The sequence below is a fragment of the Streptomyces sp. NPDC059696 genome (assembly GCF_042733745.1).
Lineage (GTDB): Bacteria > Actinomycetota > Actinomycetes > Streptomycetales > Streptomycetaceae > Streptomyces.
Genome location: NZ_JBHWFG010000009.1, coordinates 152,918 through 174,939 on the forward strand (window position 1 = coordinate 152,918; position 22,022 = coordinate 174,939).

The window sequence follows — 22,022 nt, forward strand, 5'->3', positions numbered from 1 at the left end:
GGCTGTAACAGGGGACTGTCTCCGGTTATTCCCGGAGTGCCGCCGGACGGTCAGGCGGCCCGCTCCCAGTCGCTGCGCACACTGTCCCGCGGGGGCCTGCGGCCGGCCTTCTCGCGGACGCGCAGGACGGTCCAGGCGAGGACGGCCGCACCGGTGAGCCACCAGGGCAGCGTCCACACGGCACCCCACCAGCGGAACCGGGGGTGCAGGAGGGCGTCCGCGGCGGCCGAGGCCATGGCGGCGGCCAGGCTCCGGCACAGCAGGCGCCCGGCCAGCTGGACAGCGCTTGCGGAGGATCTGAACGGGCCCGGTTCGGCCATCGGGGGTCCTTCACGGCACGACTGGCTGGGGACGAGGTCAGTGTGCACGCGATGGGCGACAGAAGGGGAACGCGCTTTCGGTCAACCCATGTGCCGTGTGAGGCGGCGGAGTTGAGCATTCCTCAGCATCGGCTGGGGAGTTGGAGCAGTTTTGCCCCGCTCTGCGCCGAAGAAGGGGTGGGACCGATTCCGGCCCCCATGAAGGACACGTTCGAGGGCAGGGCGCCCTGTTCCGGCCGCTTCGGGGGCACTCGGAGCGACATGGAGACCGATGCGTACCGGGCGGCGCGAGCGGCCGCCTGCCTCAAGACCGCGTTCGCGGTGGCCGTCGCCATGAACCTGGCCGAGGCCCTCTGGGATCCGGACGGAGCCGTCTGGACGGCGGCCAGGGTGGCGGTGGGCGTGCTCTTCCTGGTCGCCCTCGTCACCTGCGTCGCGCTGTGGGTGCTCCGCCGTCGGCCCGCGTGGAGCGAGCGTCCATGAGCGGGAACGGGCCCACTCTGCGCACCCGCCTGCGCGGCGCGGTCCCGGCGGGCTGTTTCGGGGCCCTGGTCGCCGGGCCGCAGGAACTGCTCGACTCGGGGATCGGCTGGGACGTCCTCCTGGCCCTGGCGGTAGGAGCCGCCGCGGGCTCGGCCGTCGGCTTCGCGTTCCCCTCGGTCCTCCGGCGCGGCCACCGGGAGCCGCCCGCCCTGCCGCCACCGCCGCATCCCCCGGCCCCGCCACCGCCGCATCCCCCGTCCCCGCCACCGGAACGGAGGCCGTGAACCGCGGCCTGCTCCCCGCCCGCGGTCGTCGCCGCGCGGCCTGCTCCCCGCCCGCGGTCGTCGCCGCGGGCGGCGAGAACCAGGCCTTCGGCCTCACGCCTGGACGATCGGCTCCCTCGTGAAGAGCGCCCCCAGTTCCGGCGCGTTCACCCGCCGGTCCGCCAGGCGCAGGGCCTCCCAGACCGTGACCTGGTTGGCGGTGAGGACCGGTTTGCCGAGTTCCTTCTCCAGAGCCGGGATGTGGGCCGCCGTGTGGAGAGCCGTGTCGGGCAGGAGGACGGCCTCGGCGTCGGGGTGGTCGGAGCTCCGGGCCAGGGCGAGGAGTTCGGCCTCGCCCCACGTGCCGACCTCGGCGGCGGTGATGATGCCGGAGCTGTTGACCGCCACGACCTCCACACCGGCCGCGCGGAGGAACTCCGCGAACAGCTGCGCCACGTCCTCCGGGTAGGTCGCCCCGATCGCGACCCTGCCCGCCCCCACCTCCCGCACGGCGTGGGCGAACGCGAAGGACGTGGACGACGCCGGCATGCCCGCCGTCTGCGCCAGGGTGCGGACCTGCTCCTGCGCGTCGTCCCAGCCGTAGACGAAGCTGCCGCTGGTGCAGGCCCACACCACCGCGTCCGCACCGGCGTGCCGCAGTTCCTCGACGCCCGCCGCGAGCCGTCCGGCCGAGCCCATCTCGAGCAGCGCGTCCACCCGGTGCGCGTCCTCACCGATGTCGGTGTGCACCAGGTCCACCCGGATGTCGCTGCCCAGCAACTGCTCGATGCGCGGATAGTCGTCCTCGGCGGAGTGGCCCGGGTAGAGAAATCCCAGTGCTGTCATGTCCAGCCTTCCTGCTGCTGCTCTTCTTCCGGCAGTACGGGACCGGGGTGCGCCCCCGGTGCTGCGGGGCCGGACCGCGCCTCCGGAGTGATCAGCGCTTGGTACGGTCCCACCGCACGGGTACCCAGTCGGCGCAGTGCCGCCCACATCGTCACTTGGTTGGCCGAGATCACGGGGATGCGCAGCTCGGCCTCCAACTGGGGGATCACGTCGTACGTGGGCAGGTTGGTGCAGCTGATGAACAGCGCGTCGGCGTCGTCGCGGACGGCCTGCCGGGCCATGTCCACCACGTCGCGGTAGGGGACCTTCCAGATGTGCCGGGTCAGCCCCATGAAGGCGCAGCCGGAGATCGTCACCCCGGCCTGGGCGACGTAGGCCTCCAGCGCCTGCGTCACCGAGACCGTGTACGGCGTCACCAGCGCCACCCGGCGCACGTCCAGCTCCACCAGGGCCTCCAGCAGGGCGCCGGAGGTGGTGATCGCGGGGACGGCGCCGGCCCGGCTCATCGCCTCGCACATGGCCCGCTCGCCCATCATGCCGCCGACGAAACTGCCCGACGTGCAGGCGTAGGCGACGACCTCGGGGGCGATCGCGGTGAGCGTGCGGACCGCCTCGCCCAGCGTCTCGTGCTCGCTGACCAGGCGGGCCAGGTCGAGACTCACCTCGACCGGCACGAACGGTGTGCGGGTCACATGCAGGGAGACCTCGTCCGGCACCCAGCGCCACAGTTCGCGGTCGAGTGCGAAGTCGAACGGGGCGACGACGCCGACCCCGCGCTGCGGGCCGGGCCCGCCGAGAAATGAGACGTCCATGGCAAGCACCGGCCTCACGCTGGGCAACTAGTGTGCAACGGATCGTGGGAACGCCCGTGTTGACGACGGTAGGTTCGGGTGCGAGCGTGGTCAATCCGCCCGGATCACTCCTTGGTCAACACCGGGTTAACTCGTCGTCACCGGCGGCCGGACCGAGGCCCGCCGACCCCGCCGAACGGCTGGAGAAACGGCTGCTCATGCCCACCCCCACGCTCCTCGTCCTGGACGCCGACCCCCTCCCCCGCCTCGGCCGCCTCACCGGCCGCGCCCGCATCGAACACACGGACGCGGCGGGGCTCGCCGAGCGCCTCCCGCGCGCGGACGTACTCCTGGTGTGGGACTTCACCTCCCGCGCCGTGCGGGACGCCTGGCCGGGCGAGGGCCCGCGGCCGCGCTGGGTGCACACGGCCAGCGCCGGTGTGGACCATCTGATGTGTCCGGAACTCGCCGCCTCCGACACGGTCGTGACGAACGCGCGCGGCGTCTTCGACCAGCCGATCGCGGAGTACGTCGCCGCGCTCGTGCTGGCCATGGCGAAGGATCTGCCGAGGACGCTGGCGCTGCAGCGGGAGCGGACCTGGCGGCACCGGGAGTCGCGCAGGATCGCCGGGAGCCGTGCCGTGGTGGTCGGATCCGGTCCGATCGGCCGGGCGATCGCGCACACCCTGGGGGCGCTGGGCATCACGACCGCGCTCGTGGGCCGTGCCGCGCGCTCCGGCGTGCACGGCCCGGAGGATCTGGACCGGCTGCTGGCGCGCGCCGACTGGGTGATCGCGGCGGCGCCGCTCACGGACGAGACGCGGGGGATGTTCGACGCCCGCCGCTTCGGCCTGATGCAGCCGTCCGCCCGGTTCGTCAACATCGGCCGCGGTCAGCTGGTCGTCGAGGACGCGCTCGCCGAGGCCCTGGCCAAGCGCTGGATCGCGGGCGCCGCCCTGGACGTCTTCGAGACCGAACCCCTGCCCTCCGACAGCCCGTTGTGGCAGGCCCCGGACCTGATCGTGTCCCCGCACATGAGCGGCGACACCATCGGCTGGCGCGACGAACTCGGCGCCCAGTTCGTGGATCTGTACGAACAGTGGGCGGCTGGCGAGCCGTTGAAGAACGTGGTCGACAAGCAGCGTGGGTACGTACCCGGCTACTGACGTTCCTGGGAGAGTGGATGACCGAGCTCACCGAGCTGACCGCCGTACGACTCCTCGAGGGGTACCGCGAGGGCGAGTGGAGTCCCGTGGAGGCGACCCGGGCGGTGCTGGAGCGGGCCGAGGCGATCCAGCCGGAGGTGAACGCCTTCGTCCGGCTGACCGCCGAGGACGCGCTGGAGCGGGCCCGGGAGTCGGAGGAGCGGTGGCGGCGCGGTGAGCCACGGGGGCTGCTGGACGGGGTGCCGGTCACCGTGAAGGACATCCTGCTCCAGCGCGGGGCGCCGACCCTGCGCGGCTCGAAGGCCGTGGACCCGGCGGCGGGGCGCTGGGACGAGGACGCCCCCTCCGTGGCCCGGCTGCGGGAGCACGGGGCGGTGTTCGTCGGCAAGACGACCACGCCCGAGTTCGGCTGGAAGGGCGTGACGGACTCGCCGCTGAGCGGGATCACGCGCAACCCGTGCGACCCCTCGCGCACCGCGGGCGGGTCGAGCGGCGGCAGCGCGGCGGCCGTGGCGCTCGGCGCGGGGCCGCTGTCACTGGGCACGGACGGCGGCGGCAGTGTCCGCATCCCGGCGTCGTTCTGCGGGATCTTCGCGCTGAAGCCGACGTACGGGCGGGTGCCGCTCTACCCGGCGAGCGCGTTCGGCACGCTGGCGCACGTCGGGCCGATGACCCGGGACGCGGCCGACGCGGCGCTGCTGATGGACGTCATCGGTCATCCGGACCCACGCGACTGGTCCGCGCTCGCCGCCCCGTCCGGCCCGTACACGGACGCGCTGGCGGGCGGGGCCGGGGTGCGCGGGCTGCGGGTGGCGTACTCGCCGTCGCTGGGCGGGCAGGTGGCGGTGCAGCCGGCGGTCGCGAGCGCGGTGCGCCGGGCGGTGGAGCGACTGGCGGAACTCGGCGCGTACGTCACGGAGACCGACCCGGACCTCACCGACCCGGTGGAGGCCTTCCACACCCTGTGGTTCAGCGGAGCCGCCCGGGTGACCCAGCACCTGGGCCCGCGGCAGAAGGAGCTGCTGGACCCGGGCCTGCGGGAGATCTGCGCGCGGGGCGCCCGCTACTCGGCGCTGGAGTACCTGGCCGCGGTGGACGTCCGGATGGACCTGGGCCGCCGGATGGGCCGCTTCCACGAGGACCACGATCTGCTCGTCACGCCGACCATGCCGCTCACGGCGTTCGAGGCGGGCGTCGAGGTGCCGAAGGGTTCCGGCCATCGGCGGTGGACGGGCTGGACCCCGTTCACCTACCCGTTCAACATGACGCAGCAGCCCGCGGCGAGCGTGCCGGTCGGCGCCGACGCGGACGGTCTGCCGATCGGTCTGCAGCTCGTGGCCGCCCGGCACCGGGACGATCTGGTGCTGCGGGCGGCCCACGCGCTGTACGGGGCGGGGGTGGCCTTCTCCGGCCGGCCTACGCCCGCCGGAAGCTGAGCGACTCCCCCGCCGCTCCCGACCTCCACAGGTCGTTGCACGCCTCGGCCATGGTCTCCAGGCCGTCGACGACCTGGCCCCAGACGATGCCGGGGACCCAGCCGACATCGCCGTTCAGCAGCAGGTTGTTGCGTTCGTAGAACAGGGCCAGGTCGACGAGGGTGGTCCCGGCGCGGACCTCGCGGTCGTAGCCGTACGCCTTGGTCCCCAACTCCGCCCCGGCGAAGGTGAAATAGCACAAATCGCCGGGAATCGGGGTGATGGTGGGATTCTCCAGGGGTGGCTCGGTCTGGGCGAAAGGTGGGAAAAGGGCGTAGATCTCGTTGCGTGCGTACTTCGCGTGGTAGACGTCGCCGGCCAGCGGAAGGGAATCCCAGACGGCCGCGCAGGTGATCGGCGCGCGGTCGTCCAGCAGCCTGGCCGTGCAGGTCACGTCACGCTTGACCAGCGAGACTTCGATGTAGCGATCAGCCATGCCCTCCATGGGAGTGCCCCGCGCCGCTGCGGTCAAGGGCGCACGGGGTACGTGCGGGGCTTGAAAAGATCGGCATAACCCGGAGGCGGTCGGGTAGCCGCGCGCCCATGGCTCCACCACAGAGAAGCCCACTCAGAGGTCCTGAACCCATATCCCGGCCCGGCTCCGGGCCCGCCCGCCGGTCGCTGCTCGCGGGGGTGGCGGCGCTCGGCGCGCTGGGCGCCGCCGGATGCAGCAAGGTCGCCACGGCGTCGGACACCGAGGGCGGTGACCTGCTCGGCCGGCTCCGGGCGGCGGGCGTCGTCCGGCTCGGCATCGCCGGGGAGATCCCGTTCGGCTTCATCGACAAGAACGGCGAACTCACCGGTGAGGCACCGGAACTGGCCAAGGTGATCTTCAAGCGGCTCGGTGTCGACCGGGTGCAGCCCGTGCCGACCGAGTTCGGCTCGCTCATACCCGGCCTGAACTCCCAGCAGTTCGACGTCGTGGCCGCCGGGATGTACGTGAACCCCGAGCGCTGCGAGCAGGTCATCTTCGCCGACCCCGACTACCAGATGCTCGACGCGTTCATCGTGCGCAAGGGCAACCCGAAGGGGCTGCACAGCTACAAGGACGTCGTGGCGAAGAAGGCGAAGTTCGCCACCGGCACCGGCTACGCCGAGATCCAGTACGCCGTGGACGCCGGGTACCGGGAGAGCGACATCCTCATCGTCCCGGACCAGGTGGCGGGGCTGAACGCCGTCGAGGCGGGGCGTGTGGACGTGTTCGCCGGTACGGCGCTGACCGTGCGCGAGGTGGTGAAGAAGTCCGCCAAGGCGGAGGCCACCGATCCGTTCAAGCCGGTCGTCGACGGCAAGCCGCACGTCGACGGCGGCGCCTTCGCGTTCCGGCCGACCGAGACCAAGCTGCGCGACGCCTTCAACGTGGAGCTGCGCAAGCTCAAGAAGAGCGGCGAACTGCTCCGCATCCTCAAGCCGTTCGGTTTCACCGAGGCCGAGATGACGGAGCTGACCGCGAAGGAGCTCTGCGGCGGATGACCTCGGGACTCTGGGAACTCGTACTCGAGGGCGTCTGGGTCACGGTCCAGCTGCTCGTCTGCAGCGCCCTGCTGGGCGCCGCGGTGTCCTTCGCCGTCGGCGTGGCGCGCACCCACCGGCTGTGGATCGTCCGCTTCCTCGCGGGTGTCTACACCGAGGTGTTCCGCGGCACGTCCGCGCTGGTGATGATCTTCTGGGTGTACTTCGTGCTGCCCATCGCCTTCGGCTGGCAGCTGGTTCCGCTGTGGGCGGGCACCCTCGCGCTCGGCCTGACGTACGGGGCGTACGGCTCGGAGATCGTGCGCGGCGCGCTGAACGCGGTTGACCCGGCGCAGAAGGAGGGCGGCATCGCGCTCAGCTTCACGCCCTGGCAGCGGCTGCGGCTGATCCTGCTGCCGCAGGCGGTGCCGGAGATGATCCCGCCGTTCTCCAACCTGCTCGTCGAACTGCTCAAGGGCACCGCCCTGGTGTCCATCATGGGCATGGGCGACCTGGCGTTCAGCGGCAACCTGGTGCGCCTCGCCCTCCAGGAGAGCGCGGAGATCTACACCATCGTGCTGCTGATCTACTTCGTGATCGCCTTCGTGCTGACCCGCGGCATGCGGGGCCTGGAGCGCAGGCTCAAGTCCGGCACGGGCAAGCCCGTCGGGAGCACGGCCGACCAGGAGCTGGACCGTCCGCAGACGACCGGGGTCGGAGGTGCCGTCGCATGAAGTGGGACTGGAGCGCTGTCAGCGGCTTCCTGCCGCACCTCTGGGAGGGTCTGCTCGTCACCGTGCAGATCCTCGCCCTCGGTTCGCTGATCTCGTTCGCGCTGGGCCTGGTGTGGGCGCTGCTGATGCGGGTGCCCTCGCGCTGGGTGACCTGGCCGGTCGGCGTGGTCACCGAGTTCGTCCGCAACACCCCGCTGCTGGTGCAGCTGTTCTTCCTCTTCTACGTCCTGCCGGAGTGGGGCCTGACCTTCTCGGCGCTGACCACCGGTGTCTTCGCGATCGGGCTGCACTACTCGACGTACACGATGCAGGTCTACCGGGCCGGTATCGAGGCCGTGCCGGTCGGCCAGTGGGAGGCGGCGACAGCGCTGAACCTGCCGCTGCGCCGGACGTGGACCGCGGTGATCCTGCCGCAGGCGGTGCGCCGGGTGGTGCCCGCCCTCGGCAACTACGTCATCTCCATGCTCAAGGACACGCCGATGGTCATGGCGATCACCGTGCTGGAGATGCTCGGCCAGGCGCGCCTGTACTCGCAGGAGCACTTCCAGTTCACCGAGCCGCTGACGGTGATCGGCGTGGCCTTCATCGTCATCTCCTACCTGGCCTCCCTTGCCCTGCGAGCCCTGGAGCGACGCCTTGCCCACTGACACTCTCCCCACGCCCGGGACGAACCCGGAGAAGAACCCCGCCGGGAGCACCGGCGAGCTGATCCGGCTGGAGCAGGTCACCAAGCGGTTCGGGGACAACACGGTCCTGGACCACCTGGACTTCTCGGTCGACGCCGGCAAGCACGTGACCCTGATCGGGCCGTCCGGGTCCGGCAAGACCACGATCCTGCGGCTGCTGATGACCCTGCTCAAGCCCGACGAGGGCACGATCACGGTCGACGGGCAGCAGCTGTTCCCGGCCTCCGACAAGCAGGTCCGCGAGGTCCGCAAGAAGATCGGGATGGTGTTCCAGCAGTTCAACCTGTTCCCGAACATGACGGTGCTGCGGAACATCACCGAGGCGCCGGTCACGGTCCTCGGCTTGTCCAAGGACGAGGCCGTCGAGCGGGCCAAGGGCCTGTTGGACATGGTGGGTCTGGCCGACAAGTGTGACGCGCACCCGTCCCAGCTCTCCGGCGGCCAGCAGCAGCGGGTGGCGATCGCCCGGGCCCTGGCGATGCGCCCGCAGGTGCTGCTCCTGGACGAGGTGACCTCCGCGCTCGACCCCGAGCTGGTCGCGGGCGTCCTCGACGTCCTCAGGGACATCGCACGCTCCACGGACATCACGATGCTCTGCGTGACCCACGAGATGAATTTCGCCCGGGACATCTCCGACCAGGTACTGATGTTCGACCACGGCCGGATCATCGAGTCGGGCACACCGGAAAAGATCTTCAGCGACCCGGAGCTGGACCGGACACGGGAGTTCCTCAGCGCAGTGCTGTGACTACACCCGGTGAACAGGAAGAACTCCCCACCTCGCGACGAGGGCCTGACTGGGGCATGCGTCTGGCATATGCCAGAGTGCCATTGCCCCAGTCCGGGGCCCCGGGAATCTTGTCAACCCCCGCTCCTGGCAAGCCGATTGCCGGTTAACCTGGAACAGGTTCACTGACCGGATTACGGCCCTACAGCAAGCGCAGGGGGAGACCACCGTGGCGCTGAAGCACGAGCCGACCACCCCGTACCACTCGGCCCAGGAAGCCCTGCGCGTCCTGGAGACGGTGGCGCGGAGCACGAGCGGTGTCACCGACACCGAGCTGGCCCGCCACACCGGCATCACCCCGGAGCGCCTGACCACGCTCCTGCGCATGCTGCGCCGCGAGGGCTACGTCGAGCAGATCGCCGACGGCGCGTACGTCACGGGCGCGACCCTGGCCCGCCTGGGCTCCGCCCACCACCGCGAGCAGGCCCTGCGCGACAAGCTCCAGCGCACCCTGGACCGGCTGCGCGACTCCGTCGGCGCCGCCGTCTACATGAGCCGGTACGTCGACGGCGAGATCAGCATCACGCAGTACGCCGACAGCCCCTCCGCGCCCAAGGTCAACGAGTGGGTCGACTTCCGCTCCTCGGCCCACGCCACCGCCATCGGCAAGAGCCTGCTCACCCAGCTCGACCACGCCGGCCGTCGCGACCACCTCGCCCGGCACAAGATGGCCCGCCTCACCTCGCGCACCATCACCAGCGACCGGCTCCTGCTCTCCCGCCTGGAGGCCCAGCCGCCCACCGCGCCCGTCCTGGACCTCCAGGAGTACGCGATCGGCACGGTCTGCGCGGCCGTCCCGATCACCGCCGGCTCCTCCGTCGGCTGCCTGGCCCTGTCCCTCCCGGTCGAGCACGCCCACCGCCTGCGCCAGGCCGCCGAGACCCTCAACCGCCAGGCGGCACCGGTGCTGCTCTCGATGGCGATCTAGCCGGATGCCGGGTGGTCCGAAGCACCCCCCGGCATTGGGTATTATTTTCTCCGTCGCCCGCCGCGGAACACGGTTCCGAGGGCAGGCGAGAGTCATGCGCCGCTAGCTCAGTTGGTTAGAGCAGCTGACTCTTAATCAGCGGGTCCGGGGTTCGAGTCCCTGGCGGCGCACGGATGAGGGGCCTCTCGTGGGAGCGAGAGGCCCCTTCTCGTCGTAGCCGGACATCGGGGAGGGATCTTGGCAGGACCCACGGTGCCGGAGGAGAGCGCCGGAGCGAGGCGGTTCCTGATCGCCGCCGGGACGCGTTCCTACCGCGAGCTCGGCGAGCTGCCCCGGGCGCACGAGGACGTAAGGCGCATCGCGGCCCTCTTCCAGGGCATGGGCTACGAGCGGATCCTGCACGAGGTGTCCCTCGACCCCGACCCGGCCGAGTTCGAGGACGCGGTGGCCGACTGGTGCGCGGGCGCCGACCTCACGCCCGACGACGTGCTCGTCCTGTACTACGCCGGCCACGGTGACCGCCCGGACGCCGGCGGCTACCGCCTCGCCTGCCCCGCCAGCACCGCACGGCGGCCGCGCTCCTGGCTCTCCCTGGAGAACCTCACCGCCACGCTCTCGGCGTCCCCGCTGCGGAACGTGCTGATCGTCGTCGACGCCTGCCACGCCGGGAAGGGCGCCGCCGGGATCGGCGCCGTGGCCGACGCCTACGTGGCGGTCCGGCCGCGCGGTGACACCACCGGCTCCGGCACCTGGGTCATGGTGTCCGCGCGCCACCGCGACCTCGCCCAGGACGGCGTGTTCCCGGCGGAACTGGAGCGGGCGTACGCCCTCGGCGACGGGCCCTCCCAGCGCTACCTCGCGCCCGCCAAGCTGGCCGACCGGATCACGCGGGCGTTCGAGCAGGCCGGACGGCGGCAGCACTGCGCCTGCTCCGTCACCGACCAGACGGTCCAGGCACCGTTCTTCCCCAACCCCCGCCACGACCCCCGGGCGGAGGCCGGCGCCGACCAGGGGCCCGGCGGTGACGCAGGCGACCTCACCTCCCACTTCAGCCCCCGTGGCCGGGGGGTGGAGCAGGTCCACGACTCCGGCTCCTACTTCACCGGCCGCAAGCGGGCCCTGGACGCCCTGCGGGCCCGCCTGGCCGGCCCGGGCGGCAACGGACCGCTCGTCGTGACGGCCGCGCCCGGCTCGGGCAAGTCGGCGGTGCTGGGGCGCCTGGTCCTCGACGCGACGGCCGACGGCGCCGAGCACCGCATCGACGTGTCGATCAACGCCCGGCACCAGACGATCGACGACCTGGTGGCCCGCCTGGCGGCCGCCGCCGACCTCACCGCGGCCGGCCCCACGGAGCTGCTGGCCGGGCTCGCCGACCGGGAGAGCCCCTTCCGCGTCGTCATCGACTCCCTGGACGAGGCGGGCCCGGCCGGGGACAAGGCGGAGGCCCGGCGTATCGCGTGGGACCTGCTGCGCCACCTCGCCACCGTGCCCTGCGTCCGCCTCGTCGTCGGTGTCCGGCGTGAACTGCTGCTCCACCTCGGCGACCGCGTGCCCGTCATCGACCTCGACAGCGCCGACTACAGCGAGGACACCAGCACCGCGGAGTACGTCGAGCGCATCCTCACGGACGCCGGCTCCCCCTACGCGACCGATCCCGCTACCGCGCGGGTCGTCGCCGAGGGCGTGGCGCAGCGGGCCGGGCGCTGCTTCCTAGTGGCCCGGATGACCGCGACCGCGTTGTGCCGCGGCGAGCGGGTCGACGTCACGGTGCCCGGGTGGGCGCGGCAGTTGCCGTCGGACACGGCGAGCGCGTTCCAGGCGTATCTGGAGCGCATGCCGAGGCAGGCACGCACGAGCGCCCTGCCCCTGCTGACCACCCTCGCCTTCGGCGAGGGCCACGGCGTCCCCCGTACGGCGGTCTGGACGCGGGTGGCGTCCCGCCTCTCCGGCATCACCCTCACGGAGTCCGACGTCGACGCGCTGCTGGAGGAGGACGGGTCGTACCTGACGGCGGTCGAGGTCGAGGGCCGGAAGTACTTCCGCCTCTACCACCAGGAGCTGGCGGACCATCTCAAGGCGCGGGCGCTGCGGTACCGGGACCTGAGCAGTGTGCAGGAGTGCTTCGTCAGCACGCTGCTGGACCTGGTGCCGGCCGGTGGGAGCGGTGCCCGTGACTGGAGCCGGGCCGAGCCGTACACCCGCGACCACCTGGCCACCCATGCCGCTGCGGCCGGTGCGATCGATGAGCTGATCGAGGACCCGTCCTTCGTACTGACGGCGTCCGCGGCGGGGCTGGTCCCGGCGGTGCAGCACGCGCAACGGAACCCGTTGCTGGCGATGGTGGTGGAACGCTGCGCGGACCTCCTGACCGGCCGCCAGGGCCCCCACCCGGACCCGGCGGCCGAACTGGCCTTCGTGGCACGCACGCACGGGGCGACGGACTTCGCGCGCAGGGCGGTCGAACTGTCCGGCAGCGTGCGACGCATGTGGACCGAACCGCGCCGGGTGACGCCCCACCGGATCGTGGGGCGGCACGCGAAGGGCACGTACTCCACCACGTCGGTCTGGTACGGGTGGACGATCCAGGACTTGGTCACCGAGCAGGGCCGCCACTTGGTCGTGGCCGTCGCGTACCAGTCGACCGAGGTGCATGTGTGGCCGCTCGACGATCCGTCGCAGGCGATGGTGCTGCCGCACTCGCACCCCGTGCACGGCTTGAAGGTGCTGTCCCATCGAGGCCGTTCCCTGGCGGTGACCTTCGACGACAGGTCGGAGCTGCGCGTCTGGGATCTGTCGGACCTCTCCCTGGTGAGTCGACACACGCTGCCGGGCTGTACCGAGTTCGGTGATCTGGGCGTCCTGGCCGACGGTACCGCGGTGGCCGTCGCGCAGGGTGCGCGCAAGGTGGTCGTCGTCGACGCACTCCGCGGCACGTCACTGCTGGAGGTGCCGTGTGTGACGTCGGACGGACCGGAGTGGCAGAACATGCCGAGTGCCCTCCTCGCGTGGTGCGGTGGCTCCGACGGCTGGCTGGTGGTCTGCGACCGGATCGGCGGCACCCTCTCCCTGCACCCTCTGGAAAAGCAGATCGGTGGCGGCGTCCTCGCCGAGGGGCTCGACAGACCCCGGCTGAAGGCCAGAGCACAAGAGCCGGACGGCACCACCGTCGTCGCCTTCTTCGAGAAGAGCGACGACCATGAACAGGACGCGGTTCGTCTCACGCTGCTCAATGTCGCGACCAGGGAGACGACATCGGTACAGCGTGGCGAGGGCTGGAAGGCGACCGGAGGGTTCACGGTGGACCCCGACCTCGGCGCCTCCTATGTGGCGGCCGGTCACCACACGCAGGTGACGCTCAGGACCGGCGCCGAGCCGAGCGTCATCCGTGTGAGCGCCGACACCTCCACCTACACGGTCGCCCCTCTCACCCGGGACGGGCGGACACACGCCCTGTCGGCCGGGCTCAGGAGCGGGATCCAGGTGGTGGACTGTGCGACCGGCCAACGCGCGGGCGTGCCGTTGCAGGGTCACGAGAGCGCGGTGTGCGCCATCCACCTGCTCACCACCTCGACGGCCGGCCATCTCGACATCCTGACCGTCGGGAACGACGGCACCGCCCGTCTGTGGCACTGGAACCGGGCCGAGTCCCCGGTCGTCGAGGAGTCCGCGCACGACTCCGGCACGGATGAGTTCGACTTGGCGCACACGCAGTTGCTGCTCATGTGGCCGGGAAGCGCCACGGAAGTGGTCGCCAGTTCCTGGCACGGCATCCGCACCCTCGACTCGGGCCTGCTCGATCGCCCCGACCACGACACGTCCGGCGCCGCCACGCGTGTGGCCGAGATGCCTCCGTGGACCGACCAGTACTGCCTGCACGACACGCGTGCCCACGCGCTGCACGTCTTGTTGCAGGAGGGAGGACGCTTCGAGAGTGAGGGGACATCGGCCATGACCGTCTCCGTGGCCTCGATCAACGGCGCCGGGGAGATCGAGAAGTACGGTCACCCCGCACTGCGGGAGGTGCCGACCCGGACGGCCGTGCATCTGCTGCCCGCCCCGGAGGGCAGTACCCGCCCCCGTGTCCTCTCCTACGACGCCGCGAGCGGAACCGTCGGCCTGGTGACCGGCACCGCCGAGCCCGGCGAGACCGCGACCGTCCCATGGCAGACGGAGAAGGACGACACCCTCGTGACGGCCGGCTACGTCTCCACGGAAGGGAAGGCCGTCCTCCTGGCCGTCGTGAGAACAGCGGGACATGGCGACACGCGGGTCGACGGCTCCTACGTCTCACGCGACGCCCCCGTGGGCACGGCCAGCGAGACGAGCCGCGCGTACCTGCTGGATCCGGCGGCGGGGCGGCTGCTGAGGCGCGAGCCCCTGCTGCTGCCACCGGAGATCACCACGCTCACACCCCACCACGGCCCGCAGGGCACTTCCTACGTCGCCCTCACCGCCCGCACCGGTTTGACAACCGTGCTCGACGTCGGCACGGGTGAACAGTACGCCGTTTACCCCGAAAAGCCGGACGAGCGCCGCGCGTTCAGCGCCCGCTTCCGCGACCTCTCCGGCGGGCACGGATACTTCGTCCGCTGGGCCGTCACCCCCGGCGGCGACCCGCTCCTGCTCTACATGGACCCCGCCGGAGAGGATGACAGCGTCTTCGCCCCGGTCACCCTCTGGGACTCCACCGCCCCGCACACCACGCGGACGCTCCCTGTCCAGGCGTCCCGGATCCTCTGGACGGGACAGGCGCCGAACGGCGAGAGCCTTGTCGCCGTGAGCGATCGGTACGGGGTGAGCCTGTGTCATCTGCCGAGCGGCGCAGTGGTGTGGAGCGCCCCCATCCCCGCCATGGTCACCTCACTCGTCGTCCTGCCCACCTTCGACATCGCCGTCAGCACCCAGCAGGGCGTCGTGCTCCTGCGCCCCCGGCTCTCCCCCGCCTGGCAGCGGCTCACCCGTGGTGTCTAGAGACAGCAACCGGTATGTCCCCTCCCGCGAAGGCCGCCACCACACCGGGTCGGTGCACCGTACGCCCTCGCCGCGCAGCTCCGCCCGGCGGATCTTGTTGGTCGCAGTGACCGGCATCCGCTCCACCACCCGGACGAACCGTGGCGCCATCTTCGTCCCGAGATCGGGCTGGGCGGCGAGGAAGGCCGTGAAGGACCGCGGGTCGAAGGAACCGGCGATCGTCGCCATCACCTGGTCGCCGGTGACCGGGTCCGGCACGGCGTACACGCAGACCGCCTCCGCCCCCTCGTAGCGCGCCAGGACGGTCTCGATCATCGCGGCCGCGAGGTTCTCCCCGTCGACGCGGAGGCGGTCGTCGGTGCGGCCGGCGAAGTAGAGGTAGCCGTCGGTGTCGCGGTAGAAGAGGTCACCGGTCCAGTACCCGCCGTCCCTGACGCGTTCCGCCTCCGCCCGCGGATTGCGCCAGTAGCCCTCGAAGGGGCTGGGTCCGCGGTTGACGAGTTCGCCGATCGCCTCGTCCCCGTTGAGCAGCCGCCCCGCCCCGTCGAACACGGCCGCCGCGCACTCCTTGCCCGTCTCCCGGTCGAGGACGGCCAGCCCGGGTGCCGCCCGGCCGACCGCGCCCGGCGGCGTGCCCGGCGACCACGTGATCGCCGCCCCGCCCTCCGACGAGCCGTAGCCCTCCACCAGCCGTACCCCGAAGCGCCGTTCGAAGGCCGCCGCGTCCACCGCACCCGCCTCCGTGCCGAAGCCCAGGCGGAGGGGGGTGTCCCGGTCGTCCGGGCGCGGTGCGGTGGCCAGGACGTACTGGATCGCCCGGCCCACGTACGTGAAGTACGTCGCCCCGTACCGCCGTACGTCCGGCAGGAACCCGGACGCCGAGAAGCGGCGGCGCAGCGCCACCGTCGCCCCGGTGACCAGCGCGGGTGCCCAGTCGGCGATCACGGCGTTGCCGTGGAACATCGGCATGCAGACGTAGTGGACGTCGTCCCGGGTCAGGCCGAACTGCTCCGCCAGCGAGCGGCCGGCCGCCGCCAGGCGGCCCTGGGAGCACAGCGCGGCCTTCGGGGCCCCGGTCGAGCCGGAGGTGAAGTAGAGCAGGAGACGGTCGCCGGGAGTGGCCCGGCACGGGTCAGGGCGGGCCCCGGCGTACGGGGTGAGGAGCTCGGCGTACTCCGCCGTGTCCGTCAGCAGGAGGTGGACCCCGGGCAGGTCCAGGCCCTCGATCAGCGGCAGGTGGGTCCGCTCGGTGATCAGGACGCGGCACTCGGTGTGGACGATGTCCCGGGCGAGTTCGGCGCCGCGGCGCGTGGGGTTGATGCCCGCGACCGCCGCCCCGGCCAGGGCGGCCGCGCCCAGCCACAGCGGGAACTCGGGGGTGTTGTCGAGCAGCACGCCGAGGTGGGGTTCGGCGGCCGGGGGGAGGAGGTCCGTGAGCAGTGCGGCCCGCGCCGCGGCACCGGCCGCCACCTGGTGGTGCGTCAGAGTCCCGTCCTCGCACCGCAGGCCGGGGCGGTGGTCACCCCACCGGGCGGTGATCAGCTCCGCGACCGTGCTCGCCCTGGAGTCCATGGGCGCGCACGCTAATTGACATGCCGTCAGATGTGGAGGGTCGCGGCGCTACGGATCACGGCAGCTCGCATCACGGCAGCTCGCATCACGGCACGGCCGGTGATACCACCGCGGGTGATGGCACCGCGCGCGTCACGGCCTCACCGTTCACGGCCTCACGTTCACGGCCTCACCGGCGTCTGGCTGTCGACGCTGAAGACGACGTCGCCGTACTCGCCGAAGGCCTGCCCGTACACGGCGACGAACCCCGCGCAGAACACCACGACCACCCCGAGGAACGCCAGCACGCCGACGGTGCTCACCGCCTGCTTCAGGCGACTCGGCGTCTGGGCGGTGGCCACGACCTGGCGGCCGTCGGTGTAGTACACCGTGACGTAGTCGCCCTCGACGGTCGTCGCGGGGCCGCCGTCCTCCTCGAAGCGGATGACCCGGCCGTCGTGTGCGATGAACTCGTAGACGTGGTGGAGGGTGGTGCGTACGGAGGTGTCGCCGCGGCCTCCGCTCACCGTGGTGAAGGTGCGCAGACAGCGGCCCTCCGCCGTCAGCCCGCTGTTCCAGGCGCCACGGATCTGCAGCCAGCGCCGCACGACGCGGTAGGCCATGAAGAGGGCCAGGGCCATGACCAGGCCGGGCACGACGTAAAGGACGACGTCCATCGCGCATCCCCCGAGGTCGATGCGCCGGCCCGAGCGGCCGGCGTGGGAGGAACCTACCCGCGCCGGCCGCACCGGTGACTCAAGGGAACCTCAGAGGTTCAGAACGTCACGTCCGAGCAGGCGTAGAACGCGTTGGCCGTGTCGGCGATCGTCCACACGGCGACGATGACGTGCCGGCCGCTCAGCCCGGTCGGCAGCCTGCCGCTGTGGGAGAGCGTGGACGGCGGGCGCTGCCCGTTGTACGGCACCGTGAAGAACGGGGTGAGGTTGAGGTCGGACCGGGCCAGGTTGTGGTTCTGGTTCCAGCCCGGCTTGGTGACGTAGTACTTGAAGTCGGTCGTGGCGTGCATGGCCGTGAACTGCCAGCGGAAGGTGTAGTTCTGGCCGCCCGTCACCTTGGTCGCCGGCCAGGCGCCGCCGGACGGCGTGCGCGGGGCGCTGAGCTGGCTGAAGTGGCCGAGGCCGGCGTTGCAGATCTGCCCGTCGGCCGGTCCGGAGGCCGGGAAGCCCTTCGGGCCCTCGACGCTCTGCGGCTCCCACTGGATCGAGCCGCAGTTGGTCACGGTGCCGTTCTGGCAGAGCTTCTGCCTGCTGATGGGGAGGTCGGTGTAGCCGTGGCCGCTGGCACCGCCGGAGGAGAGCACGAGGGCTCCGGTCGTGGCCAGCCCCACCGCGGCTGCGGACAACTTGGTCCTGGTACGCATGCTGCCGCTCCTGGAGAACGTGGGGGAAGTTCGGTGAGCCGTGCGTGTAGGTCTAGACCAAGTTCGAGGTTATGGGCGTGAGTTGAACATGTCCATACCAATCACGGAGCTGTTTCTCCCCGGCCCGCGCAGAACGCCACCGTCAGGTCCTTCACCAGCGCCTTGCGCTCGTAGTCGTCGAGTTCCACCAGGCCCCGCACGGTCAGCCGGGTCACCGTGTCCTCCACCGAGTCCACGACCGAGGTGAGCACACTCGCCCGGTGCCGGGCGTCCAGCGCCGCGATCCGGCGGCGGTGCATCGCGGCGGCGATCTCGGGGGCGTACTCCACCCGGACCGGCTGCACGGAGAACACCTCCAGCCCGACCGGGGCCGCGTCCGCCGCCACCAGCCGGGTCAGCGTCTCGCCCGCCGCCTCCCCCGCCCCCCGCGACCCACCCGGCATCTCCACCGGCACCCGGGCCAGCGCCGCCTCGACGCACTCGCGCAGATACGCCTCGTGGTCCTCGACGCCCAGCACGGCCCGCGCGGTGTCCCGCACCCGCCACACCACCAGCACGACCACCCGCAGCGCGACCCCGCCCCCGTCGGACGCCGGCACGGGCTCGCTGCGCCAGTGCCGCAGCCGTACGTCCACCCGGCGGCGCAGCAGCAGCGGGTTCACCCACAGCAGGCCGGAACGCCGGACGGTCCCCCGGTAGCGCCCGAACAGGCCCAGCACCCAGGCGCGCCCGGTGCGGCCCCGGGCCAGCCCGCCGAGCCCGAACAGCCCGAGCGCCCCGGCCCCGGCGTAGGCGGCCCACTGCGCGGGGCCGAGCCCGGCCCCGGCGTACGCGGGCAGCCGCAGGGCCTCCAGCACGAGCGGCGGCAGCACCCCGGCCCACCACGAGGTGGCCGCGCACCCGGCCGCGCCGCAGGCCCCGGCCAGTACGCCCGCCGCTCCGGGCAGCACCCGGGCGGGCCGCTCCACCAGGTCGGGATCGACCTGGGGCGCCGGGCACTTCGGCGTGACCGCGGGGCGCCGCAGCCGTGGCTGCTCTCCCGTCCCCTGCCTGCGGCCGACGACCGCCGGTTTCAGCGGCACCGGGGCCGGGTCGGGGTCGTCACGGAACAGCAGGTGGACGGGGATCTCGGTGGTGGACTCGTTCTGGATGAGCCGGGCGGGCCGGAGCGGCCCCTCGGCCGGCCCGTCGGGCTCGGACGTGTGGGATGTGGTCGTACTCATGCGTGCCTCCAGCCTCCGCGCCAGATGCGTCACAACGGTGGTCCCGGGTCCGGGCCCGCGGGAGGAGCCCGGCCGGGGTTCAGGGCCCGCCCGAGGGGGGCCGTCAGGGAGAGTGCAGATCAGTGCCGATCAGGGAGAGAGCCGGCCGGGGGCCGGCCGGGGAGTGCCGATGAAGGGAGAGCTGGTCGGGGGACGACCGGGAGTGCCGGTCGAGGGAAGAGCCGGTCGGGGGACGACCGGGAGTGCCGATGAAGGGAGAGCCGGTCGGGGGACGACCGGGAGTGCCGGTCGAGGAGAGAGCCGGTCGGGGGCGGTCGGGGAGTGCCGTCGGGGGCCGGGTCACGTGTGAGCGGGCCGCTACGAGAACAGGCGCCGCCAGGTCTCCGGGCCCGGGTAGCCGTCCGCCGCGCCGCCCCGCCAGCCCTGGGTGCGCTGGAACGCCTCGACGGCGCGCCGGTCCGCCTCGCTCCAGCGCGGCCCCGGCCCGACCCGGTAGAACCTGCCGAACCCCTTGCGCACGAGCTGCTCGCCCAGCCGGGTGACGTAGGAGTTGTTCGCGCCGGGGCGGAACAGCGCCCGGCCCGGGTAGCCGGGGACGCCGTGGGAGGCGGGCGGCGGGCCGACCGCCCCGTCCTTCACGTCCTTGCCCTTGCCGGTGACGAGCAGCTCCCAGGTGTGCGGGCCGGGCAGGCCGTCGGCCTCGGCGCCCGTCCAGCCCTGCGCCGTCTGGAACGCCCGGGTCGCCCGCCGGTCGGCGTCGGTCCAGCGCGGCCCGGGCCCCGACGCGTACGAGCCGCCGGCCCCGCGCGCGACGAGCATGCGGCCGAGCTCGGTGACGTACTTGTTGTTCGCGCCGGGGCCGAAATACGCCGCTCCCGGGAACGGCACGGCGGCGGGGGCGCCCGGTGTGCCGCCCTCCTTCCCCGGCACCGTCTCCTCCGCGACGACGCCCTTGTAGCGGTAGGGGACGTACCGGGACGAATTGCTCCAGTAGGCGTACGGGGTGGCCGCCCGGCGGGTGTGCGGGCGAGTCTGCTCGTAGGCGGTGTACGTGGTGTGCGCGCTGTCCGTCCAGCCGCCGAAAATGGTCACGTGCGAGCCGTTCTCGGGGTCGGACGCATTGTGGAACAGCAGGATGTCGCCCGGCTGGAGTTCCTCTTTGGAAATCTTCTCCCCGTACTGGGCGAGGCTGCCGGTCCATTCGTTCCCGGGCAGTTTCCAGGCCATCGACACATAGCCGGAGCAGTCCTGCCGGTATCCGTCGGACCAGTAGGCGCTCATGCTGTAGGGCACCTTCGCGGCGACCCAGGTCTTGGCCCGGTTGATGATCTCCGTACGGGTGAGGGAGGTGGGCTTGGGGGCGACGGCGGGCTTCGCCGGACGGCCGCCCGGGCCGTGCAGCGGGGCCGTCGCCCCCTGGGGGCTGTCGGGCTCGTCACCTGCGGGGACACCGGGACGGTGCGGGGCGTACGAGGCCGCCGCGGCCGGGACGGCGTGGCCCGCGCCGAGAGCCGCGGAGGCCACCGCGGCCAGGGCGAGGGCCCGGTGGGCGGCCGGGTGACCGCTGGTGCGGCCCGCCCAGGAATGCGGCAGGACGCGGCGCCAGTGGACACAGCCGGGGCAGTCGCAGTCGCTCGCGGGGTCGATTTCCTCGAATACCGGAGACTCCATGCGATTCCCCTCACACTTTCCGGCGGAAAAATGCGGCGCCCGTGCACCGGAGGGCGCGCGTCGTCAGTTTCGCAACTGTCTTCCGCACGCGCATGCTGACGGTCCGAATGATGTACGCGGCCGCCCCGGTGGGTGCCCGCGTCCGAGCCCGGTGGTCAGGAGCACCCTTCGCCGTCCTGTAGGGTTACGACGTCAGCAGGCGCCGCTAGCTCAGTTGGTTAGAGCAGCTGACTCTTAATCAGCGGGTCCGGGGTTCGAGTCCCTGGCGGCGCACCGACCGGAAGGCCCCTCGCAGCAGCGAGGGGCCTTCTGTCTGTCTTCGTATGTCCTTGTGAGGTCCCCCTCCGGGCCTGGCCGGATACCCTCTGGCCATGGCAGCGCGTGACCTACAGGAGCGGATCAAGAAGCTCATCATCGACCGCCGGCTGGCCTCCGGGGCCCCGCTGCCGACCGAGCCCGAGCTGATGGAGCACCTCGGCGCGAGCCGGAACTCGGTGCGGGAGGCACTGAAGGCACTCCAGGCCATGGGCATCGTGGAGATCCGGCACGGCTTCGGCACCTACGTCGGCCCGATGTCCCTGGCCCCCATGATCGAGGGCCTCGCCTTCCGCACGGTCGCCGGGCACTACCGGGGCGAGGACTCCCTGCTCCAGCTGCTGGAGCTGCGGGAGGCGGTGGAGACGGGGCTGGTGTCCCGGCTCGCCGGGCGGATGCCGGAAGCGGACCTCGTTGAACTGGACGCGCTCGTCGAGCGTATGGAAGGGCAGGCCGCGCGCGGAGCCGGCCTCGCCGAGACCGACCGGGCCTTTCACGCCACCCTCTACCGAGGGCTGGACAACGTGCTGCTGTGCGAGGTCCTGGAGGCGTTCTGGGACGCCTTCCACCGGGTCCGCACGGACCTCGGGGGCGAGCCGCAGGACCCGAAGGTGACCTGCCGGCAGCACCGGGAGATCCTCGACGCGGTGCGGTCCGGGGACGCGATGCGGGCGGAGGAGGCCATAAGAGAGCACTTCGGAAACATCCGCGCCCGCCTGTCGACAACGGCTCCACAGGCCCCCCACACACGTCACAATGAACGTGTATGACCGGTTACCACCGCGTTCCCATCTTGCGATCATGATGGACGCCGTAGAACCTTGGTCTTCTCGTTTTACAGGATGCTGCGCATACGCGGCAGTTGGGGGGAATCGGAACCGGTTGCGGGCAGGGCGGGGGGTAGGGGCCCCGTTCATGAACCGATGCCGTGGGGGGCATCATGCAACCGGAAGGTCGCGTTGCCGTGTCTATAGGGTGT

General features: G+C 72.0%; 20 protein-coding genes and 2 tRNA genes. 13 read left to right on the plus strand and 9 right to left on the minus strand.

Going from position 1 to position 22,022, the window contains the following annotated elements; genetic code table 11:
- Nucleotides 1–50: 50 nt before the first annotated feature.
- The gene (locus tag ACFV20_RS12585) at nucleotides 51–320 is read right to left on the minus strand and encodes a hypothetical protein (RefSeq protein ID WP_385655533.1); all 270 of its coding nucleotides are present in this window, start codon (nucleotides 318–320) and stop codon (nucleotides 51–53) included.
- 261 nt (nucleotides 321–581) lie between these two features.
- Between ACFV20_RS12585 and ACFV20_RS12590 the strand changes: the two genes are divergently transcribed.
- A complete protein-coding gene (locus ACFV20_RS12590; RefSeq protein WP_385655535.1) occupies nucleotides 582–803 on the plus strand; it encodes a hypothetical protein in 222 nt (73 codons plus the stop codon).
- Nucleotides 800–1,087 carry a hypothetical protein gene (locus ACFV20_RS12595; RefSeq protein WP_385655536.1) on the plus strand — a complete coding sequence of 96 codons (288 nt, stop codon included), beginning with the start codon at nucleotides 800–802 and terminating at the stop codon, nucleotides 1,085–1,087. Before ACFV20_RS12590 ends, ACFV20_RS12595 begins: the two co-directional genes overlap by 4 nt.
- Nucleotides 1,088–1,180: 93 nt before the next feature.
- Here ACFV20_RS12595 and ACFV20_RS12600 read toward each other — a convergent pair whose 3' ends face one another.
- Together ACFV20_RS12600 and ACFV20_RS12605 are read right to left on the minus strand one after the other, a co-directional pair.
- Nucleotides 1,181–1,912, minus strand: coding sequence for an aspartate/glutamate racemase family protein (locus ACFV20_RS12600; protein ID WP_385655538.1), 732 nt, complete (start codon nucleotides 1,910–1,912; stop codon nucleotides 1,181–1,183).
- Nucleotides 1,909–2,724 (minus strand): aspartate/glutamate racemase family protein, encoded by an 816-nt coding sequence (locus ACFV20_RS12605; RefSeq protein ID WP_385655540.1) that lies wholly within the window; start codon nucleotides 2,722–2,724, stop codon nucleotides 1,909–1,911. The genes ACFV20_RS12600 and ACFV20_RS12605 overlap by 4 nt, the downstream gene beginning before the upstream one ends.
- 197 nt (nucleotides 2,725–2,921) lie before the next feature.
- Between ACFV20_RS12605 and ACFV20_RS12610 the strand changes: the two genes are divergently transcribed.
- A complete protein-coding gene (locus ACFV20_RS12610; protein ID WP_385655542.1) occupies nucleotides 2,922–3,869 on the plus strand; it encodes a D-2-hydroxyacid dehydrogenase in 948 nt (315 codons plus the stop codon).
- Nucleotides 3,870–3,886: 17 nt separating this feature from the next.
- Nucleotides 3,887–5,305, plus strand: a complete 1,419-nt coding sequence (locus ACFV20_RS12615) for an amidase (RefSeq protein ID WP_385655544.1) — start codon at nucleotides 3,887–3,889, stop codon at nucleotides 5,303–5,305.
- On the opposite strand, the gene ACFV20_RS12620 is transcribed toward ACFV20_RS12615, so the two are convergent.
- Nucleotides 5,286–5,780 (minus strand): DUF3830 family protein, encoded by a 495-nt coding sequence (locus ACFV20_RS12620; RefSeq protein ID WP_184846750.1) that lies wholly within the window; start codon nucleotides 5,778–5,780, stop codon nucleotides 5,286–5,288. The two genes, ACFV20_RS12615 and ACFV20_RS12620, sit on opposite strands and share 20 nt — an antisense overlap.
- A gap of 107 nt (nucleotides 5,781–5,887) precedes the next feature.
- On the opposite strand from ACFV20_RS12620, the gene ehuB reads away from it, so the two are divergent.
- The 7 genes from ehuB (at nucleotide 5,888) to ACFV20_RS12655 (ending at nucleotide 14,902) form a co-directional block, all read left to right on the plus strand.
- The gene (gene ehuB / locus ACFV20_RS12625) at nucleotides 5,888–6,817 is read left to right on the plus strand and encodes an ectoine/hydroxyectoine ABC transporter substrate-binding protein EhuB (protein ID WP_385655547.1); all 930 of its coding nucleotides are present in this window, start codon (nucleotides 5,888–5,890) and stop codon (nucleotides 6,815–6,817) included.
- The gene (gene ehuC / locus ACFV20_RS12630) at nucleotides 6,814–7,530 is read left to right on the plus strand and encodes an ectoine/hydroxyectoine ABC transporter permease subunit EhuC (protein ID WP_385655549.1); all 717 of its coding nucleotides are present in this window, start codon (nucleotides 6,814–6,816) and stop codon (nucleotides 7,528–7,530) included. Before ehuB ends, ehuC begins: the two co-directional genes overlap by 4 nt.
- Complete coding sequence (gene ehuD, locus ACFV20_RS12635) at nucleotides 7,527–8,177, plus strand: ectoine/hydroxyectoine ABC transporter permease subunit EhuD (protein ID WP_385655550.1); 651 nt, start codon at nucleotides 7,527–7,529, stop codon at nucleotides 8,175–8,177. The genes ehuC and ehuD overlap by 4 nt, the downstream gene beginning before the upstream one ends.
- Nucleotides 8,167–8,964: an ectoine/hydroxyectoine ABC transporter ATP-binding protein EhuA gene (gene ehuA / locus ACFV20_RS12640; RefSeq protein WP_385655552.1), complete on the plus strand. Its 798-nt coding sequence runs from the start codon at nucleotides 8,167–8,169 to the stop codon at nucleotides 8,962–8,964. Before ehuD ends, ehuA begins: the two co-directional genes overlap by 11 nt.
- 208 nt (nucleotides 8,965–9,172) lie before the next feature.
- The gene (locus ACFV20_RS12645; RefSeq protein WP_385655555.1) at nucleotides 9,173–9,931 is read left to right on the plus strand and encodes an IclR family transcriptional regulator; all 759 of its coding nucleotides are present in this window, start codon (nucleotides 9,173–9,175) and stop codon (nucleotides 9,929–9,931) included.
- A 96-nt stretch (nucleotides 9,932–10,027) separates the two neighbouring features.
- A tRNA-Lys gene (locus tag ACFV20_RS12650) sits at nucleotides 10,028–10,101 on the plus strand.
- A 67-nt stretch (nucleotides 10,102–10,168) separates the two neighbouring features.
- A complete protein-coding gene (locus tag ACFV20_RS12655) occupies nucleotides 10,169–14,902 on the plus strand; it encodes a caspase family protein (protein WP_385655557.1) in 4,734 nt (1,577 codons plus the stop codon).
- Here ACFV20_RS12655 and ACFV20_RS12660 read toward each other — a convergent pair.
- The 5 genes from ACFV20_RS12660 to ACFV20_RS12680 form a co-directional block, all read right to left on the minus strand.
- A complete protein-coding gene (locus ACFV20_RS12660; protein WP_385655559.1) occupies nucleotides 14,792–16,474 on the minus strand; it encodes a long-chain-fatty-acid--CoA ligase in 1,683 nt (560 codons plus the stop codon). The genes ACFV20_RS12655 and ACFV20_RS12660 overlap by 111 nt on opposite strands.
- A gap of 161 nt (nucleotides 16,475–16,635) precedes the next feature.
- A complete protein-coding gene (locus ACFV20_RS12665) occupies nucleotides 16,636–17,130 on the minus strand; it encodes a hypothetical protein (RefSeq protein ID WP_385655561.1) in 495 nt (164 codons plus the stop codon).
- Nucleotides 17,131–17,228: 98 nt separating this feature from the next.
- Nucleotides 17,229–17,834, minus strand: coding sequence for a lytic polysaccharide monooxygenase (locus ACFV20_RS12670; protein WP_385655562.1), 606 nt, complete (start codon nucleotides 17,832–17,834; stop codon nucleotides 17,229–17,231).
- Between the two features lie 101 nt (nucleotides 17,835–17,935).
- A complete protein-coding gene (locus ACFV20_RS12675) occupies nucleotides 17,936–19,057 on the minus strand; it encodes an SPFH domain-containing protein (RefSeq protein WP_385655564.1) in 1,122 nt (373 codons plus the stop codon).
- A 357-nt stretch (nucleotides 19,058–19,414) separates the two neighbouring features.
- Nucleotides 19,415–20,728: a peptidoglycan-binding protein gene (locus ACFV20_RS12680; RefSeq protein WP_385655566.1), complete on the minus strand. Its 1,314-nt coding sequence runs from the start codon at nucleotides 20,726–20,728 to the stop codon at nucleotides 19,415–19,417.
- 199 nt (nucleotides 20,729–20,927) lie between these two features.
- Between ACFV20_RS12680 and ACFV20_RS12685 the strand changes: the two genes are divergently transcribed.
- Nucleotides 20,928–21,001: transfer RNA gene (locus ACFV20_RS12685), tRNA-Lys, on the plus strand.
- A gap of 98 nt (nucleotides 21,002–21,099) precedes the next feature.
- Complete coding sequence (locus ACFV20_RS12690; protein ID WP_385655568.1) at nucleotides 21,100–21,813, plus strand: FadR/GntR family transcriptional regulator; 714 nt, start codon at nucleotides 21,100–21,102, stop codon at nucleotides 21,811–21,813.
- The last annotated feature ends 209 nt before the right edge of the window (nucleotides 21,814–22,022 follow it).

Bases quoted from the DNA above. Each gene is read 5' to 3' on its own strand.
- ACFV20_RS12585 (WP_385655533.1), bottom strand. From the start codon at position 320: ATGGCCGAACCGGGCCCGTTCAGATCCTCCGCAAGCGCTGTCCAGCTG.
- ACFV20_RS12590 (WP_385655535.1), top strand. From the start codon at position 582: ATGGAGACCGATGCGTACCGGGCGGCGCGAGCGGCCGCCTGCCTCAAG.
- ACFV20_RS12595 (WP_385655536.1), top strand. From the start codon at position 800: ATGAGCGGGAACGGGCCCACTCTGCGCACCCGCCTGCGCGGCGCGGTC.
- ACFV20_RS12600 (WP_385655538.1), bottom strand. From the start codon at position 1,912: ATGACAGCACTGGGATTTCTCTACCCGGGCCACTCCGCCGAGGACGAC.
- ACFV20_RS12605 (WP_385655540.1), bottom strand. From the start codon at position 2,724: ATGGACGTCTCATTTCTCGGCGGGCCCGGCCCGCAGCGCGGGGTCGGC.
- ACFV20_RS12610 (WP_385655542.1), top strand. From the start codon at position 2,922: ATGCCCACCCCCACGCTCCTCGTCCTGGACGCCGACCCCCTCCCCCGC.
- ACFV20_RS12615 (WP_385655544.1), top strand. From the start codon at position 3,887: ATGACCGAGCTCACCGAGCTGACCGCCGTACGACTCCTCGAGGGGTAC.
- ACFV20_RS12620 (WP_184846750.1), bottom strand. From the start codon at position 5,780: ATGGCTGATCGCTACATCGAAGTCTCGCTGGTCAAGCGTGACGTGACC.
- ehuB (WP_385655547.1), top strand. From the start codon at position 5,888: ATGGCTCCACCACAGAGAAGCCCACTCAGAGGTCCTGAACCCATATCC.
- ehuC (WP_385655549.1), top strand. From the start codon at position 6,814: ATGACCTCGGGACTCTGGGAACTCGTACTCGAGGGCGTCTGGGTCACG.
- ehuD (WP_385655550.1), top strand. From the start codon at position 7,527: ATGAAGTGGGACTGGAGCGCTGTCAGCGGCTTCCTGCCGCACCTCTGG.
- ACFV20_RS12660 (WP_385655559.1), bottom strand. From the start codon at position 16,474: ATGGACTCCAGGGCGAGCACGGTCGCGGAGCTGATCACCGCCCGGTGG.
- ACFV20_RS12665 (WP_385655561.1), bottom strand. From the start codon at position 17,130: ATGGACGTCGTCCTTTACGTCGTGCCCGGCCTGGTCATGGCCCTGGCC.
- ACFV20_RS12670 (WP_385655562.1), bottom strand. From the start codon at position 17,834: ATGCGTACCAGGACCAAGTTGTCCGCAGCCGCGGTGGGGCTGGCCACG.
- ACFV20_RS12675 (WP_385655564.1), bottom strand. From the start codon at position 19,057: ATGAGTACGACCACATCCCACACGTCCGAGCCCGACGGGCCGGCCGAG.
- ACFV20_RS12680 (WP_385655566.1), bottom strand. From the start codon at position 20,728: ATGGAGTCTCCGGTATTCGAGGAAATCGACCCCGCGAGCGACTGCGAC.
- ACFV20_RS12690 (WP_385655568.1), top strand. From the start codon at position 21,100: ATGGCAGCGCGTGACCTACAGGAGCGGATCAAGAAGCTCATCATCGAC.